This window comes from Marinobacterium sp. xm-d-579, from assembly GCF_013282935.1.
Classification (GTDB): domain Bacteria; phylum Pseudomonadota; class Gammaproteobacteria; order Pseudomonadales; family Balneatricaceae; genus Marinobacterium_E.
The window spans coordinates 394521-409678 of record NZ_WBYP01000001.1 but is presented as its reverse complement, the minus strand read 5'-3'; the positions used below and the strand labels follow the sequence as shown (position 1 = coordinate 409678).

Annotated in this window: 16 protein-coding genes and 1 pseudogene; 12 read left to right on the top strand and 5 right to left on the bottom strand. The window is 49.6% G+C overall.

The window, feature by feature from the left end:
* Positions 1–57: 57 nt before the first annotated feature.
* Entirely contained in the window at positions 58–312 is a 255-nt protein-coding gene (locus XMD579_RS02065) for a hypothetical protein (RefSeq protein WP_173505738.1), read from the top strand.
* Positions 313–495, top strand: coding sequence for a hypothetical protein (locus tag XMD579_RS02060; RefSeq protein ID WP_173488503.1), 183 nt, complete (start codon positions 313–315; stop codon positions 493–495). It abuts the gene before it with no gap.
* Positions 496–646: 151 nt separating this feature from the next.
* On the opposite strand, the pseudogene XMD579_RS11325 reads toward XMD579_RS02060, so the two are convergent.
* From XMD579_RS11325 to fabA, 3 genes and pseudogenes are all read right to left on the bottom strand, one after another.
* Positions 647–925: pseudogene (locus tag XMD579_RS11325) on the bottom strand (helix-turn-helix domain-containing protein); the annotation flags it as partial.
* 105 nt (positions 926–1030) lie between these two features.
* Positions 1031–2251, bottom strand: coding sequence for a beta-ketoacyl-ACP synthase I (fabB, locus tag XMD579_RS02050; RefSeq protein ID WP_173480359.1), 1221 nt, complete (start codon positions 2249–2251; stop codon positions 1031–1033).
* 41 nt (positions 2252–2292) lie between these two features.
* Positions 2293–2808 carry a 3-hydroxyacyl-[acyl-carrier-protein] dehydratase FabA gene (gene fabA / locus XMD579_RS02045; protein WP_173480360.1) on the bottom strand — a complete coding sequence of 172 codons (516 nt, stop codon included), beginning with the start codon at positions 2806–2808 and terminating at the stop codon, positions 2293–2295.
* A 121-nt stretch (positions 2809–2929) separates the two neighbouring features.
* Between fabA and tmpT the strand changes: the two genes are divergently transcribed.
* The gene (gene tmpT, locus XMD579_RS02040; protein ID WP_173483846.1) at positions 2930–3562 is read left to right on the top strand and encodes a thiopurine S-methyltransferase; all 633 of its coding nucleotides are present in this window, start codon (positions 2930–2932) and stop codon (positions 3560–3562) included.
* Positions 3563–3712: 150 nt separating this feature from the next.
* Here tmpT and XMD579_RS02035 read toward each other — a convergent pair whose 3' ends face one another.
* Positions 3713–4681 carry a polyprenyl synthetase family protein gene (locus XMD579_RS02035; RefSeq protein ID WP_173483847.1) on the bottom strand — a complete coding sequence of 323 codons (969 nt, stop codon included), beginning with the start codon at positions 4679–4681 and terminating at the stop codon, positions 3713–3715.
* A 254-nt stretch (positions 4682–4935) separates the two neighbouring features.
* On the opposite strand from XMD579_RS02035, the gene rplU reads away from it, so the two are divergent.
* From rplU to proB, 4 genes are all read left to right on the top strand, one after another.
* On the top strand, positions 4936–5247 hold the full coding sequence (gene rplU / locus XMD579_RS02030; RefSeq protein WP_173480363.1) for a 50S ribosomal protein L21: 312 nt from the start codon (positions 4936–4938) through the stop codon (positions 5245–5247).
* 24 nt (positions 5248–5271) lie between these two features.
* The gene (gene rpmA, locus XMD579_RS02025; protein ID WP_173482883.1) at positions 5272–5529 is read left to right on the top strand and encodes a 50S ribosomal protein L27; all 258 of its coding nucleotides are present in this window, start codon (positions 5272–5274) and stop codon (positions 5527–5529) included.
* A gap of 227 nt (positions 5530–5756) precedes the next feature.
* Entirely contained in the window at positions 5757–6956 is a 1200-nt protein-coding gene (gene cgtA / locus XMD579_RS02020; RefSeq protein WP_173480365.1) for an Obg family GTPase CgtA, read from the top strand.
* A 1-nt stretch (position 6957) separates the two neighbouring features.
* A complete protein-coding gene (gene proB, locus XMD579_RS02015) occupies positions 6958–8082 on the top strand; it encodes a glutamate 5-kinase (RefSeq protein WP_173483848.1) in 1125 nt (374 codons plus the stop codon).
* 240 nt (positions 8083–8322) lie between these two features.
* On the opposite strand, the gene rpsT is transcribed toward proB, so the two are convergent.
* A complete protein-coding gene (gene rpsT, locus XMD579_RS02010; RefSeq protein ID WP_173480367.1) occupies positions 8323–8589 on the bottom strand; it encodes a 30S ribosomal protein S20 in 267 nt (88 codons plus the stop codon).
* A gap of 243 nt (positions 8590–8832) precedes the next feature.
* Between rpsT and murJ the strand changes: the two genes are divergently transcribed.
* The 5 genes from murJ (at position 8833) to XMD579_RS01985 (ending at position 15104) form a co-directional block, all read left to right on the top strand.
* Positions 8833–10326: a murein biosynthesis integral membrane protein MurJ gene (gene murJ / locus XMD579_RS02005; RefSeq protein ID WP_173505866.1), complete on the top strand. Its 1494-nt coding sequence runs from the start codon at positions 8833–8835 to the stop codon at positions 10324–10326.
* Between the two features lie 112 nt (positions 10327–10438).
* Positions 10439–11371, top strand: a complete 933-nt coding sequence (gene ribF / locus XMD579_RS02000; protein ID WP_173483849.1) for a bifunctional riboflavin kinase/FAD synthetase — start codon at positions 10439–10441, stop codon at positions 11369–11371.
* 15 nt (positions 11372–11386) lie between these two features.
* The gene (ileS, locus tag XMD579_RS01995) at positions 11387–14197 is read left to right on the top strand and encodes an isoleucine--tRNA ligase (RefSeq protein ID WP_173505737.1); all 2811 of its coding nucleotides are present in this window, start codon (positions 11387–11389) and stop codon (positions 14195–14197) included.
* On the top strand, positions 14175–14675 hold the full coding sequence (lspA, locus tag XMD579_RS01990) for a signal peptidase II (protein ID WP_173505736.1): 501 nt from the start codon (positions 14175–14177) through the stop codon (positions 14673–14675). The genes ileS and lspA overlap by 23 nt, the downstream gene beginning before the upstream one ends.
* Positions 14676–15104 (top strand): peptidylprolyl isomerase, encoded by a 429-nt coding sequence (locus XMD579_RS01985; protein WP_173505735.1) that lies wholly within the window; start codon positions 14676–14678, stop codon positions 15102–15104.
* The last annotated feature ends 54 nt before the right edge of the window (positions 15105–15158 follow it).

Here is a 15158-nt window from a genome sequence, read left to right as displayed (position 1 = left end):
TTAAATCGGAAGGTAGGTATCATATAGATACCTATTTATTCGTTAAGAGTCTTACCAATGAATGCCCCTCTGATTTATGAGCGTCGCCCCCAATGGGGCGACAAAGACGCTGCTCAAATAGTCTATACAGGCCGGATTGATGATTACATTTTAGAAGCGATCGATCACTTTATGAGTGAGGTGTTAGAGATGCCCTGGTTTGAACTCAATATAGATGAGCATATTGGTACGCCTTTTGTGTCCGTGAAATACGATATCTTTGCACCGTTGACTCCTCGATCTGAACTCCACTGTAAAGTTCTTGTAAGTTAGGTGGGACAAACCTCTGTTGGGTTTCATGTCACCATTTTGAGTGATCAAGGTTTGAAGTGTGTAGTTGCTGAAACGGTTAACCTGTTCGTCAACAATCAGTCGATGACCAAGATCGATTTTCTTGAAAAGTATCGTGATCGACTCGAGTCTTATGTACAGGCCTGTGGAGGTATTGATGAGTAACTCAGTTATTGATACCAAATTCGATGAACTTGCGTTGCAATAATACATAGAAGAGATTGGTAATAGAGTCAGATCTCTTAGAGCTAAGCGTGGTATGACTCGAAAGAGCCTATCCAAGTACTCAGATGTTTCATAGCGTTATCTTGGTATCAGCTAACTCTTTTTCAAGCATTTTTGTACGTTGCTCAGGAGTAAGTTCTTTCTTAGGTAAATTCATATCATGACCTTTGGCAAGCATTGGTGGGGTCCCAAGTGACCAATTGAATCGTCCATACCTGCGAAGCCAAACTAGAACAGTAGAGCGCCCCTGTATACCGTAGCGATCTTGAGCTTGTTTATAGGTACATTCGCCTTTTTCGACCTCATCAACGACTGATAATTTAAAGGCCAGGGAATAATCACGCTGAGTACGTTTAGTGTTTGAATTCATTACACTCTCTAAATTTAAGTTTGAAAAGTGTCAACGTTATTTAGGACGGGACAACAGGCAAAAAAAAGCGACCCGTAGGTCGCTTTCTTTTTGGCAGTAAGTTGGTTAACCGTTGTACTTCTCGAAGACAAGTGTCGAGTTGGTACCACCAAAGCCGAAGCTGTTAGACATGACTCGCTGTAGGTCAACGCCATCTTTACGAGTTGTCACGACTGGAAGGCCTTCTGCTTCTGGATCGATCTCTTCAATGTTCGCTGAAGCACAGATGAAGTTGTTCTCTTGCATTAGTAGACAGTAGATCGCTTCTTGTACGCCTGTGGCGCCCAGTGAGTGGCCTGCCAGTGATTTGGTCGAGCTGACCGGCGGCATCTCTGTACCGAAGGTCTCTTTCATCGCTTTCAGCTCTTGGATATCACCTGCAGGTGTCGAAGTGCCGTGTGAGTTGATGTAATCGATCTTGCCATCAACAGTGCTCATCGCCTGCTGCATACAACGAACAGCGCCTTCACCGGATGGGGCAACCATGTCATAACCATCAGAGGTTGCTCCGTAGCCAACCAATTCTGCGTAGATCTTCGCGCCGCGTGCTTTAGCGTGCTCTAGCTCTTCAAGAACCAGCATGCCGCCGCCACCAGCGATAACGAAACCGTCACGGTTTGCGTCGTACGCACGAGAAGCTTTCTCTGGCGTTTCATTGTATTTGCTTGATAGGGCGCCCATGGCATCAAACATGACGCTCAAAGACCAGTGAAGCTCTTCACCACCACCGGCAAAGACGATGTCCTGTTTGCCTAGTTGGATCTGTTCCATCGCGTTACCAATACAGTGTGCACTGGTCGCACAAGCCGAGGTGATTGAGTAGTTCACACCCTTGATCTTGAACGGCGTTGCAAGACAAGCTGATACGGTAGAACCCATGGTGCGAGTAACACGGTAAGGGCCGACACGACGAACGCCTTTGTCGCGAAGGATATCGGCCGTTTCAACGATGTCAGCTGATGATGCACCGCCAGAGCCTGCGATTAGGCCTGTGCGTACATTCGATACCTGATCTTCAGTTAGACCCGCATCTTTAATAGCTTGTTCCATTGAGATGTATGAGTAAGCTGCTGCATTACCCATGAAGCGGCGCAGTTTACGATCGATCAGTTCATCCAGATCCAGATCATCAATACTGCCTGCAACCTGGCTACGGAAGCCAAGATCAGCGTATTCCTGCTGGAATTTAATGCCTGACTTGCCCTCTTTTAGTGATTCCAGAACGCTCTCTTTGTCAGAACCTAGACAAGAAACGATACCCATTCCGGTAACAACTACTCGACGCATGTTTACTCTCTCTCTAATTGTGTTTCTAAGCGTTAACGCTCTTAGAAGTTTTCGGTGCTGGTGAATAGACCGACTTTAAGATCCGTTGCTGTGTAGATCTCGCGACCATCCACTGATACCGAACCGTCTGCAATACCCATAACCAATTTACGCTCAATCACGCGTTTCATCTGGATGTTGTAAGTGACCTTCTTAGCAGTCGGTAGTATCTGACCTGTGAATTTAACCTCACCTGAACCCAGTGCGCGACCGCGACCTGGGTTGCCTTTCCAGCCTAGGTAGAAGCCAACGATCTGCCACATTGCGTCTAGACCAAGACAGCCAGGCATAACAGGATCGCTAGGGAAGTGACAGTCGAAGAACCAAAGATCTGGACGAATATCTAGTTCAGCGATGATTTCGCCTTTACCGTGCTCGCCACCTTCAGCAGAGATCTTGGTAATACGGTCCATCATAAGCATGTTGCCAACAGGTAGGCGGGCATTGCCTTCGCCAAACATTTCGCCGTGGCCACAGCTTAGAAGTTCGTCACGGTTAAAAGATGATTGTCTAGTCATGGTGTTCTAATTCACAGTCTTAATTACAAAAATTTGCCGGATTATACCTTTTTAGGGCTCGCTAAGCACGACATCGATCAGTTAAATTACCTGAATCACCCCATTTTAAGGAAAAACCCCTATGAAACACGCCTTCTGGCATGAGCGCTGGTCTGAAAATCGCATCGGTTTTCACCAGTCAGATTTTAACCCTTGGTTGACGAAATATTGGTCCACACTTGAGCTCTCTGGAGAGGAGTCTATCTTTGTGCCGCTCTGTGGTAAAAGCCGCGACATGCTTTGGTTGCGTGAGCAGGGTCATAAGGTCATCGGTGTTGAGTTGAGTGATCTGGCGTGCCGTGACTTTTTTGCAGAGCAGGGTGTCGATATCGATGCCATTGATGAGGGTGCTTTTCACCGTCGTGAGCGTGATGGAATCTCTCTGTTGGCTGGTGATGTCTTTAAAACCACCCGCGCTGCGCTCAATAACCCACGAGCCATCTACGATCGAGCGGCACTAATAGCACTTCCGCCCGAGATGCGAATCGACTACTCCGCGCACATCGCAAGGCTCACAGTGGTAGGCGATCAGATTTTGTTGATTGCGCTCGAGTATGACAATCCTAGAAACGAACCACCTTTTTCAGTAAAAGGTGATGAAGTGCAACGTCTATTCTCTGCTGAGTTTGAGATTGAAGAGCTTGATAGCGCTGATCTAAGTGAAGGGCGTTTTGAAAATCAGCGTGAAGTGGTTTATCGGTTGGTGCGTCGGTAGGTCGAAGCCAGTGAAGGTGACAGGCTAAAAGCCAGTCACCGGCCAAGAATCGTGACTGACTTCAGTCTGTCATCGGCTATTTCGGCGTATTCCAGATATTTCATGTTATTGGAAAGCGGATGACAGGCTGAAGGCCTGTCACCAAAGTGTTCACTGGGTTCTTGCGATAGCCAAATCAGCAATCTGATTCAGCGTCACTTTAAACGAAGTGTCTGGTAGAGAGGCGATCGCGTTTTTCGCTTTATCGATCTCTTCGGCTGCTTTTTGACGCGAGTAGTCTATCGATCCATTGCGTTGCACGATCTCGAGTACCGGTGATAAATCATCCAGTCCACCTTTGCGGATCGCTTGGCGAATCAACTCTCTATCTTCATCGCTGCCGACGCGCATTGCATGAATCAGCGGCAGTGTGGCTTTGCCTTCGGCGAGGTCGTCTCCAACGTTTTTACCCATGGTTTCGCTATCAGATAGATAGTCGAGTAGGTCATCGACGATTTGGAAGGCGATGCCAAGGTGGCGACCATAAAGTCTTAGGGCTTCACGATTCTCTGCAGAGCTGTCCGCTAGAATTGCTCCGACCTCTGTTGCTGCTTCAAACAGCATGGCCGTTTTGCCAAGAATGACCTGAAGGTAAGACTCTTCACTGGTATCTGGGTTGCGCTGGTTTAACAGCTGCAGAACTTCGCCTTCGGCAATGATCGTAGTGGCGTGTGAAATGACCTGCATGATCTCCATGCGGCCAATCTCAACCATGATCTGGAATGAGCGAGAGTAGAGGAAGTCACCGACTAATACGCTCGGCGCATTACCCCACTGAGCGTTTGCGGTGGCGTTACCGCGACGTAGCTCAGAGTTGTCGACCACATCGTCATGCAGCAGTGTTGCCGTATGAATGAATTCGATGACCGCTGCCAGTGGAATGTGTTGTTCCCCTTTATAGCCAGCGGCATTGGCAGCCAGTAGAACCAACAACGGACGCAAGCGCTTACCGCCACCTTCAACAATGTGATGTGCAATCTTCTCTACTAGAGGGACATTGGAGCCAAGATTGTTAAGGATGTAATCCGTAACGGCATCGAATTGAGGCTCGATCAGTGGGTTGAGTTGGTGTGGTTGCATTTTGGTTACTACTTATAAATGACAGTCGGATGCTAGGGGGTGAGAGCGGGGGTGTCAATATGACTCTGGTGTATAGGCCTTCCAATGCCTCAATTTAGTGTAAATAAGGGTTGAGTTTGAGTGGAGGGTTCTGTATTATTTTGCGCCCTAGCTTGTCCAAATAACGCTCCCTGTGCGAGGGTGTCGTAAGACATCAGCCCTTCAGAGCAGGTTTCGTATTAGTAGCCGGGTAAGCAAAATATTGGAGAACACAGATGTTTGCAGTAATCGTAAGCGGTGGTAAACAGTACCGCGTACAAGAGGGTCAGACCCTTAAAGTAGAAAAGCTAGCGGTTGAAGCTGGTTCAAACGTTGATTTCGATCGCGTACTACTTGTTAGCAACGGCGACGACGTTAAAGTTGGCGCGCCAGTTGTTGAAGGTGCTAAAGTTTCTGCTGAAGTGGTATCACACGGTCGCGGTGACAAGGTGAAAATCATCAAGTTCCGTCGTCGTAAGCACCACATGAAGCGTCAGGGCCACCGTCAGTGGTACACTGAAGTTAAAATCACTGGCATTAACGGCTGATCAACGAATCTAGGAGATTAGAGAATGGCTCATAAGAAGGCAGCCGGCTCAACGCGTAACGGACGCGATTCGGAGTCGAAACGCTTAGGCGTTAAACGTTTTGGTGGTCAGGAAGTACTTGCGGGTAACATCCTGGTTCGTCAGCGCGGTACTAAATTCCACGCTGGTACAAACGTAGGCATCGGCAAAGACCACACTCTATTTGCGAAAGCAAACGGTGTTGTTAAGTTCGAAGTTAAAGGCCCTTACAACCGTAAATTCGTTAGCATCGAAACTGCCTAAGTTTCGTTGTTACGTAAAAAACCCGCTTAGGCGGGTTTTTTTGTTTTTTAGGCCGTGTCAGCGTGTCAGGCTGAAGCCAGACAGGGCTTGAAAAACTATTAAGTTCAAAAAAGCATGTAAGGTTGATTCTTACCAGAGTAAAATCAGCCCACTGAGGGAAAATAGGATCATGTCGTTAGGTTTGACAGACGATCTGGCCCTATTTTTCCTCCATTTAGGAGAAAGAGATGAAGTTTGTTGATGAAGCACTGATTACCGTACAAGCCGGTAAAGGCGGAAACGGCTGTATGAGTTTCCGTCGCGAGAAGTACATTCCAAAAGGTGGCCCAGATGGTGGCGACGGTGGTGATGGTGGTTCTATTTTTGTCGAAGCCGATTCAGGTCTTAATACGCTAATCGATTACCGCTTTACGCGTCACTACAAAGCACAAAACGGTGAGGGCGGTCAGGGTCGTCAGTGTACCGGTTCCAAAGGGGAAGATCTGGTGCTTAAAGTGCCAGTCGGTACCACCATTGTGGATGTGGATACCGATGAGGTGTTGGCGGATCTGACGGCTGTCGGTCAGGTCGAAAAGATCGCTCAGGGCGGTTGGCACGGCTTGGGTAATACGCGTTTTAAAAGCAGTGTAAACCGTGCGCCTCGTCAAACGACTAAAGGTTCCGAGGGTGAGTTGCGTAACGTTCGTCTGGAGTTGCGTGTCCTGGCTGATGTCGGCCTTCTTGGTCTGCCAAATGCCGGCAAATCGACGCTGATTCGTTCTATCTCAGCCGCTAAGCCTAAAGTGGCTAACTACCCATTCACTACCTTGGTACCTAACCTGGGTGTCGTTCGCACCGAAGCGCACCGCAGTTTCGTCGTTGCCGATATCCCTGGAATCATTGAAGGTGCCGCAGAGGGTGCCGGTCTTGGTATTCGCTTCCTAAAACACTTGGCGCGTAACCGTGTACTGTTGCACCTGGTTGATATGGCGCCTTGGGACGAGGTGACACCTGCTGAAGCAGCGGTCACTGCAGTTAATGAGCTGAATAAGTTCTCGCCTACCTTGGCTGATCAGCCTCGCTGGTTGTTGCTGAATAAGATCGACATGGTGCCAGAAGAGGAGCTTGAAGAGCGTTGTCAGTCAGTGATCGATGCGTTGGAATGGGATGGTCCGGTATTCCGTATCTCTGCGATTAACAAGCAAGGCACTGATCTTTTGGTCCATCAGTTGCAAGACTATCTTGATGAGAAGAAAGAGGCGCTTGCAGAGAATCCAGAATTGGTGGATGCAGAGCGTGAGCTGCGTATGCAGATTGACCGTGAAGCGCGTGAAAATCTTGAGCGTATGCGTGCCGAAATGCGTGCGCGTCGTGAAGCGGGCGAAGCTGATGATTGGGATGACTTCGATGATGACGATTACGATGTTGAAGTGGAGTACGTAAAGTAACATGTCTGCATCACGTCAACGGTTAACAGAAAAGGGTCGTTGGGTCGTCAAAATCGGCAGTGCGCTGCTGACGGATGATGGTAAAGGTCTAGATCAGCAAGCGATTGTTGGCTGGGTTGAGCAGATCGCTAAACTGGTGCAGCAGGGTGTTGAAGTGGTTCTTGTCTCTTCAGGTGCTGTAGCCGAGGGGATGAATCGTTTAGGCTGGTCAGAACGCCCAAGCGAGATGTATAAGCTGCAAGCCGCCGCCGCTGTCGGTCAGATGGGTTTGGTTCAAGCGTATGAATCTATTTTTCAGCAACACAACCTTCATACCGCGCAGGTTCTTCTGACGCATGATGACCTCTCTAACCGTAAGCGTTATCTAAACGCACGTTCAACGTTGCGCTCTCTAATCGATCTGGGCGTCGTAGCCATCGTTAATGAGAATGACACGGTTGTGACCAGTGAGATTCAGTTTGGTGATAACGATACGCTCGGTGCGTTGGTGGCTAATGCCATTGAAGCCGATGCGCTGATTCTGCTGACGGATCAGAAAGGTCTGTTCACCGCAGATCCTCGCTCTAACCCTAATGCTGAATTAATCGCCGAAGGTCGAGCTGAAGATGATCACTTCCTTCAGATTGCAGGCGGAGGCGGTAAGTTGGGTCGCGGTGGTATGGCAACTAAAGTACGTGCCGCTCGACTTGCGGCTCGTTCAGGTGCTGTAACGGTTATTGCTAGCGGTCGTGAAGAGAGTGCGTTGTTAAGAATCTTCTCGGGTGAAGAGATTGGTACGTTGTTAGTACCTGATCACGGTCGCCAAGCTGCGCGTAAACACTGGATCGCAGGGCATCTTCAGGCGCGTGGTCGTCTAGTATTGGATGCTGGCGCGGTTAAAGCGCTTAAAACGGGTGGCAAATCACTGCTGCCTGCGGGTGTTGTCAAAGTAGAGGGTGATTTCTCACGGGGTGAGATGGTCGAGCTGGTCGATACTGACGGTGAGGTTATCGCACGCGGCTTGGTTAACTACGCCTTCGATGAGGCGGACCGTATCAAAGGTCACGCCAGCCAAGAGATCGAATCCCTTATCGGTCACATCACTGATCCAGAGCTAGTCCATCGCGATAATATGGCGTTGGCCTAAACCGTTGGAGCGGTCTTGAAAAGGCCGCGATTGGTATTTATTAGAGTTTATCTAAAAGCACCAGTGACTGGCTTCAGCCTGTCATCTGCTTTATCGGTGTTTTCCAGATTGGCAGTAAAATCTACCAGCGGATGACAGGCTAAAGCCAGTCACCGGTATGGACTCTGTCAGCATCTTCCAGATTGCAGGCAACAAAAAACCCGCTAATTAGCGGGTTTTTGAAAAGCTTTCAGCAGTCGCTTATGCAGCCATCGCTTTGATGCGTGCGTTTAGGCGGCTCTTAGTGCGTGCAACAGCGCTTTTCTTGAAGATTCCTTTGTTTACTGAGCTATCTAGGATAGGCTGAGCAACTTTGAATGCTTCGTTAGCAGCAGCTTGGTCACCACCAGCAACTTCTTTTAGTACTTTCTTGATGTAAGTACGTACCATGGAGCGCAGGCTAGCGTTATGTTGACGACGCTTTTCCGCCTGGCGAGCACGTTTACGAGATCCTGCGGAATTTGCCACAGCTGAGCTCCTTAAATTTGAGTTAAACAAACGAGACAAGTGTCTCTCAAAATTGGATGCGAAATTATTCCGATATCGTTGCCGTCTGTCAAGCATTAAACACAGAAGAAATGCACTTTTAGTTGACCTTCTTCTTAGGTAGGCGATAATCGACGGATTAATTCGGCACTTTGAGGTTAAAAGTTGAGTCAAAAAGCGACATCTGGCGGCGGTCTGCTGCGCTCAAGTGCTGTAGTTGGCATCATGACCATGATCTCGCGAGTGCTGGGATTAATTCGTGATGTGGTGGTCGCGGGTTACTTTGGTGCCAGCGGTGCATCCGACGCCTTTTTTGTCGCATTTAAAATTCCCAACTTTTTACGACGTCTTTTTGCTGAAGGGGCTTTTGCTCAGGCTTTCGTGCCGGTGCTCTCTGAGTATCGATCGCAACGTGATCTAACTGCGGTTCAATTTCTCGTCAATCGTACCGCCGGCAGCTTGGGTTCGGTGTTGTTGCTGGTCACGCTGCTGGGCAGTCTGGGTTCGCCCCTATTGGCGATGCTGTTTGCGCCTGGGTTCTATATGTCAGGCTCCGAGAGCTTTGGTCTTGCGGCTGACATGCTGCGCATTACCTTCCCCTATCTGATGCTGATATCCCTAACCGCATTTTGTGGTGCCATTCTTAACTCCTATGAGCGATTTGCGGTGCCCGCGTTTACCCCCGTGTTGCTCAATGTCTGTCTGATCGGTTCAGCGGTCTACCTAAGCCCCATGTTTGATCCGCCCATTATGGCGCTGGCTTGGGGTGTGTTGATGGCCGGTACCGTCCAACTGCTGTTCCAGTTGCCGTTTTTAGCGCGCTTGCGTCTGTTGCCCGTGCCGCAAGCCGGTTGGAAGGATGAAGGGGTTCGGCGCATCCTGAAACTGATGCTGCCGGCTCTATTTGGTGTATCGGTTGCACAGATTAACCTGCTACTGGATACCGTGCTTGCCTCGTTCTTGCAGACGGGCAGTGTCTCTTGGCTCTACTACTCAGATCGTCTTGCAGAGCTACCCTTGGGGGTATTTGGTATCGCGATTGCGACGGTGATTCTGCCAAGCCTCTCTCGTAAACACGCTGAAAAGTCAGGGGAAGAGTTCGCTAAGATGTTGGATTGGGCGGTGCGAATGGTGCTTTTGATCGGCATTCCTTCGGCTGTGGCGCTGATTCTGTTGGCGGAGCCTCTGCTAACGACGCTGTTCCACTATGGTGAGATGACCGATCGCGATGTCAGTATGGCGGCTATGAGTCTTCGCGCTTATGGCTTAGGTCTGCTCGCATTTATGCTCATCAAGGTGCTGGCGCCTGGCTACTTCTCTCGCCAAGATACCAAAACCCCCGTCAAAATTGCTGTTAAAGCGATGGTGGCGAATATGGTGTTTAACTTGATTCTCATCTTCCCTCTGGCGCATGCAGGACTTGCTTTAGCCACCGCGCTATCGGCCTTCATGAATGCGGGTTGGTTGTTGCATGGCTTAATTAAACAGGGTGTCTTTAAGTGGCAAGCTGGCTGGTTAAGATGGTCGATGCAGTTGTTGTTTGCTAATGCATTGATGGCGGCGGTTATTCTGCTGTTTGCACCGGCTGCTGCCGACTGGTTATCGGCTAGTCTATGGCAGAGAGTCGAGTGGATGTTCCTACTCGTGGCCGGTGCTGTTCTGGTTTATTGCATCGCTTTGATCCTTTCCGGTGTCAGAATTCGTCATTTGCGTGGCTAAAGCCAACAAATTCCTTCAAACATAGCGCTTTAGGTCTTAATTAGAGGGGCCTGCATGCGCTATAATCGCGCGTTTATTATTTGTCTGATTCTTGGGTGAAACTGATAACGCAATGGAACTGATTCGAGGGCTTCACAATTTACGCGATCATCATCGCGGCTGCGTTGCGACGATCGGTAACTTTGACGGCGTTCACTTAGGCCATCAGATGATACTGTCAGGTGTGCGAGAAAAAGCGCAACAACTGGGGTTGCCCTCTGTTGTGATTGTGTTTGAACCGCAACCACGTGAGTTTTTTTCGCCAGAGTCTGCGCCACCTCGTCTAACGCGTTTCGGCGAGAAGCTTCGCCTGTTAGAAGCTGAAGGGGTTGATCGCGTGCTTTGTCTTAGCTTCAACGAGCGTTTACGTTCACTGTCAGCTGAGGCGTTTATTGATGAGCTGCTGCTGAAGGGCTTGGATGTAAAGCATTTTGTGGTGGGTGACGATTTTCGTTTTGGTTGTGATCGCCGTGGCGATTACGCACTGCTTAAGGCTGCAGGTGAATCACACGGTTTTACCGTCGCTGACACACCGACACTGATTTTAGAGGATGAGCGAGTCAGCAGTTCACGCGTTCGTGAAACGCTTGCCGCTAACAACTTATCCTTGGCTGCTCGATTGTTAGGGCGTCGCTATCGTGTCACCGGCCGTGTGCAACATGGGCAAAAAGTGGGTCGTGAGCTCGGCTTTCCGACAGCCAATGTACGCATGCACAAGTATGCCTGCCCTATGCGGGGTGTCTACACGGTAAGGGCGCACTTGGCGGGTAAGGCCTACAACGCGATTTGCAATGTTGGCAGTCGGCCGACACTTAATGGTGTTCGTCCTGTATTGGAAGTGCACCTGCTAGATTTTACGGGGCAGCTCTATGGTGAGCTGCTCAGTGTTGAATTTTTACATCCAATGCGTGCGGAGCAACGCTTTGATGGATTGGATGCTTTGCGAGAACAGATCGCAAAAGATATCGCTGCAGCGCGCGCTTGGTTCGCTGCCGCAAATACCTAAACTGGGACTGGATTGATGACCGATTACAAACCGACTCTAAACCTGCCGGAAACTGCGTTCCCAATGCGCGGTAACCTGCCATCTGCTGAACCTAAGCGTCTTGCTAAATGGAAAGAGATGGATCTTTACGCACGAATTCGTGAAGTGAGCGCAGGTCGACCAAAATTTATTCTGCACGATGGCCCTCCTTACGCTAACGGCAGCATTCACATTGGTCACGCGGTGAATAAGATCATCAAAGATATGATCATCAAATCCAAAACCCTAAGTGGTTTTGACTCGCCTTACACGCCGGGTTGGGACTGTCACGGTCTACCAATCGAGCACAAGGTTGAGACACTGATCGGTAAAGCGGGCGAGAAGGTCTCTTACGCGGATTTCCGTGCTAAATGTCGCTCCTATGCGACTGAGCAGATCGCCGGTCAGAAAGAGGACTTTATTCGTCTAGGTATTCAGGGTGATTGGGATGACCCTTACCTAACGATGAACTTCAAAACCGAAGCGAATACCGTTCGTGCACTGGGCAAAATTGCAGAACGAGGCCACCTAGTGAAAGGTTACAAACCGGTCTACTGGAGTGTTGTCGGTAAATCAGCTTTGGCTGAGACTGAGGTTGAGTACCAAGACAAAACATCTACTGCGATTGATGTGCGTTTCACCTTTGTTGATCAAGCCAAAGTGAATGCACTGTTCGGTACTGACAAACAGAACGTCTCGCTCGTCATCTGGACAACCACACCTTGGACAATTCCTGCTAACCAAGCGGTATCGGTTAACGGTGAGTTGGAGTATGCCTTGGTAGAGGTGCACCTAGAGAGCGGTGTCGATTATCAGGTTCTAGCCGAGTCGATGGTTGAGTCGATCATGGAGCGCTGGGGCGTAGATAAGTTTGAAGTCCTAGGTCGTGTAAACGGCGCTGCGCTTGAGCTACTTAAACTAGAACACCCTGTGTTCGATCGTGAAGTGCCTGTGATTTTGGGTGATCACGTTACAACCGATGCAGGTACCGGTGCGGTCCATACGGCGCCTGATCACGGTATGGACGACTTCATTGTTGGTAACCGTTACGACCTTAAGACCCTAAACCTTGTTCAAGCGGATGGTGTCTACACTGACGCGGCAGGTGAGTTTGCTGGCATCCATGTCTACAAAGCGGATGCACCAGTGACGGAAGCGCTAGAGCGTGAAGGTAAATTGGTGCACCTGAAACGTTTCCAACACAGCTACCCACACTGCTGGCGTACCAAAACGCCACTGATCTACCGTGCAACGCCGCAGTGGTTCATCTCTATGGAGAAAGAGAACCTGAAAGCGGACGCAATGAATGCGATCAAGGGCGTACAGTGGTTCCCAGATTGGGGTCAGACACGTATCGAAGCGATGGTTGGTCAGAGCCCAGATTGGTGTGTATCACGTCAACGTACTTGGGGTACGCCGATTACGCTATTCACTCACAAGCAGACAGGTGAACTTCACCCACGCACGACTGAGTTGATCGAGCAGGTTGCGCAGCGTATCGAAGAGACCGGTATCGACGCATGGTTTGATCTAGATCCAGCAGAGCTGTTGGGTGAAGAAGCAGCGGATTACGATAAAGTGACCGATACCATGGACGTTTGGTTCGATTCGGGTGTCACGCACCACTCAGTTCTGCGTACCAAAGAGAGCCTGCACTTCCCGGCTGATATGTACCTAGAGGGGTCGGATCAGCATCGTGGTTGGTTCCAGTCGTCACTGAAAACATCGATTGCGATTAACGGTTGTGCACCGTACAAGCAGGTTCTGACTCACGGCTTTACTGTCGATGAGAAGGGCTACAAGATGTCTAAGTCACTGGGTAACGTCATTGCACCACAGCAGGTGAATGACAAACTAGGTGCGGATATTCTTCGACTTTGGGTTGCCTCTACAGACTACTCAGGTGATATGGCTGTATCGGATCAGATTCTTCAGCGTACGGCAGACAGCTACCGTCGTATCCGAAATACATCGCGCTTCCTATTGGCGAACCTAAACGGCTTTGACCCAGAAGCGCACAGCGTAAAACCAGAAGAGATGCTGGCGCTGGATCGTTGGGCGGTTGATTCGGCTTACCGTCTGCAGCAACGTGTGATCGATGCTTACAACAGCTACCGTTTCTTGGATGTCTACCAGCAAGTTCACAACTTCTGTGCACAAGAGTTGGGTGGTTTCTACCTAGACATTATTAAAGATCGTCAGTACACCACTAAGCCAGACAGCTTGGCGCGTCGTTCATGTCAGACCGCTCTGTACCACATTTCACAGGCGCTGGTTCGCTGGATTGCTCCGATCTTGAGCTTCACCGCTGATGAGATCATCGAAGTGCTACCAGGTAACAACCCTGAAAGTGCCATGCTAACGACTTGGTACGAAGGCTTGTTTGAGATGACTGCAGACGATGCTTTTGGTCGTGAGTACTGGGAGCGTGTGCTGCAGGTTAAACAGGCGGTTAACAAGTGTCTTGAAGAAGCGCGTAACGAGAAGCTAGTTAAAGCCTCGCTAGCCGCTGAAGTGACACTCTATGCTGATGAGCAGATCACTGCCGATTTGAATCGCCTAGGTGATGAGCTTCGCTTCGTATTGATTACATCGACTGCTAGCATTGAGCCGCTAGCGAATGGCGCAGACGCTCGTGAAACAGCGGTTGAAGGTCTTAAAGTCGCAGTTAAAGCGTCGGAAGAGGCGAAGTGTGCTCGTTGTTGGCACCACCGTGAAGATGTCGGTCAAAACGCCGATCACCCAGAGCTGTGTACACGTTGTGTCGATAACGTAGAGGGCGAAGGTGAGCAGCGTCACTACGCGTAACCCTTCAGCACTGCAGTGGCTATGGCTCAGCCTAGCCATTGTAGTGCTTGATCTTGGCAGTAAAGCGTTGGCATCCAGTATGCTGAGCTACAACCTGCCGATCGCTATTCTTCCCATCTTCGATCTAAGACTGCTGCATAATACGGGCGCAGCCTTTAGCTTTTTAGCCAGTGAAGCAGGGTGGCAGCGCTGGCTGTTTGTGGCCATTGCGGTTGTCGTGAGTGGGTTGATCGTTCACTGGCTACGCCAAACAGAGCCACAGCAAAAGATACAGGCCTTTGGCTATGCCGCTATTTTAGGCGGTGCTCTGGGTAATCTTTTTGACCGTATTGTTCACGGTTATGTGGTGGATTTTCTATCCTTTCACTACGCAGGTTGGTACTTCCCAGCCTTTAATATCGCCGATGTGGGTATTACCCTTGGCGCCATCGCATTGATTGTTGATGCACTATTTTTATCAAAAGACCGGAGCAAATAGATGAGCGAACTCACCATTGAACAGGGCCGTAAAGTGACCATGCACTTCGCGATCAAACTCACCGATGGACAGATCGTAGACTCTAACTTCGAAGGTTCTCCGGTCGAATTTGAAGTGGGCGATGGTAATATCCCAGAAGGCTTTGAAGCCGCTTTGACGGGGCTAAAAGTGGGCGATCATCTCGATCTAACCATCGATCCAGAACGCGGCTTTGGTCAGCACAATCCAAGCAACATCCAAACCATGAAACGCTCAGACTTCAAAGATATGGAGCTAGAGCCAGGCTTGGTCATCTCATTCCAAGAGCCCGGTGGCGAACTGCCCGGTGTCATCGTCGAGTTCGATGACGAGCGTGTGGAGGTTGATTTCAATCACCCTCTTGCAGGAAAAACGATTCTTTTCGAAGTTCAGGTTCTGAATATTCAGTAAAACCCCCTCCATTTTCTGTTCCTCTGCTATATTTAATGAATGTAACGGAGGGAC

Coding starts and splice junctions, on each gene's coding strand:
- XMD579_RS01985 (WP_173505735.1), top strand. CDS start 14,676: ATGAGCGAACTCACCATTGAACAGGGCCGTAAAGTGACCATGCACTTC.
- murJ (WP_173505866.1), top strand. CDS start 8,833: ATGACCATGATCTCGCGAGTGCTGGGATTAATTCGTGATGTGGTGGTC.
- ileS (WP_173505737.1), top strand. CDS start 11,387: ATGACCGATTACAAACCGACTCTAAACCTGCCGGAAACTGCGTTCCCA.
- fabA (WP_173480360.1), bottom strand. CDS start 2,808: ATGACTAGACAATCATCTTTTAACCGTGACGAACTTCTAAGCTGTGGC.
- tmpT (WP_173483846.1), top strand. CDS start 2,930: ATGAAACACGCCTTCTGGCATGAGCGCTGGTCTGAAAATCGCATCGGT.
- ribF (WP_173483849.1), top strand. CDS start 10,439: ATGGAACTGATTCGAGGGCTTCACAATTTACGCGATCATCATCGCGGC.
- XMD579_RS02035 (WP_173483847.1), bottom strand. CDS start 4,681: ATGCAACCACACCAACTCAACCCACTGATCGAGCCTCAATTCGATGCC.
- rplU (WP_173480363.1), top strand. CDS start 4,936: ATGTTTGCAGTAATCGTAAGCGGTGGTAAACAGTACCGCGTACAAGAG.
- rpmA (WP_173482883.1), top strand. CDS start 5,272: ATGGCTCATAAGAAGGCAGCCGGCTCAACGCGTAACGGACGCGATTCG.
- fabB (WP_173480359.1), bottom strand. CDS start 2,251: ATGCGTCGAGTAGTTGTTACCGGAATGGGTATCGTTTCTTGTCTAGGT.
- proB (WP_173483848.1), top strand. CDS start 6,958: ATGTCTGCATCACGTCAACGGTTAACAGAAAAGGGTCGTTGGGTCGTC.
- XMD579_RS02065 (WP_173505738.1), top strand. CDS start 58: ATGAATGCCCCTCTGATTTATGAGCGTCGCCCCCAATGGGGCGACAAA.
- cgtA (WP_173480365.1), top strand. CDS start 5,757: ATGAAGTTTGTTGATGAAGCACTGATTACCGTACAAGCCGGTAAAGGC.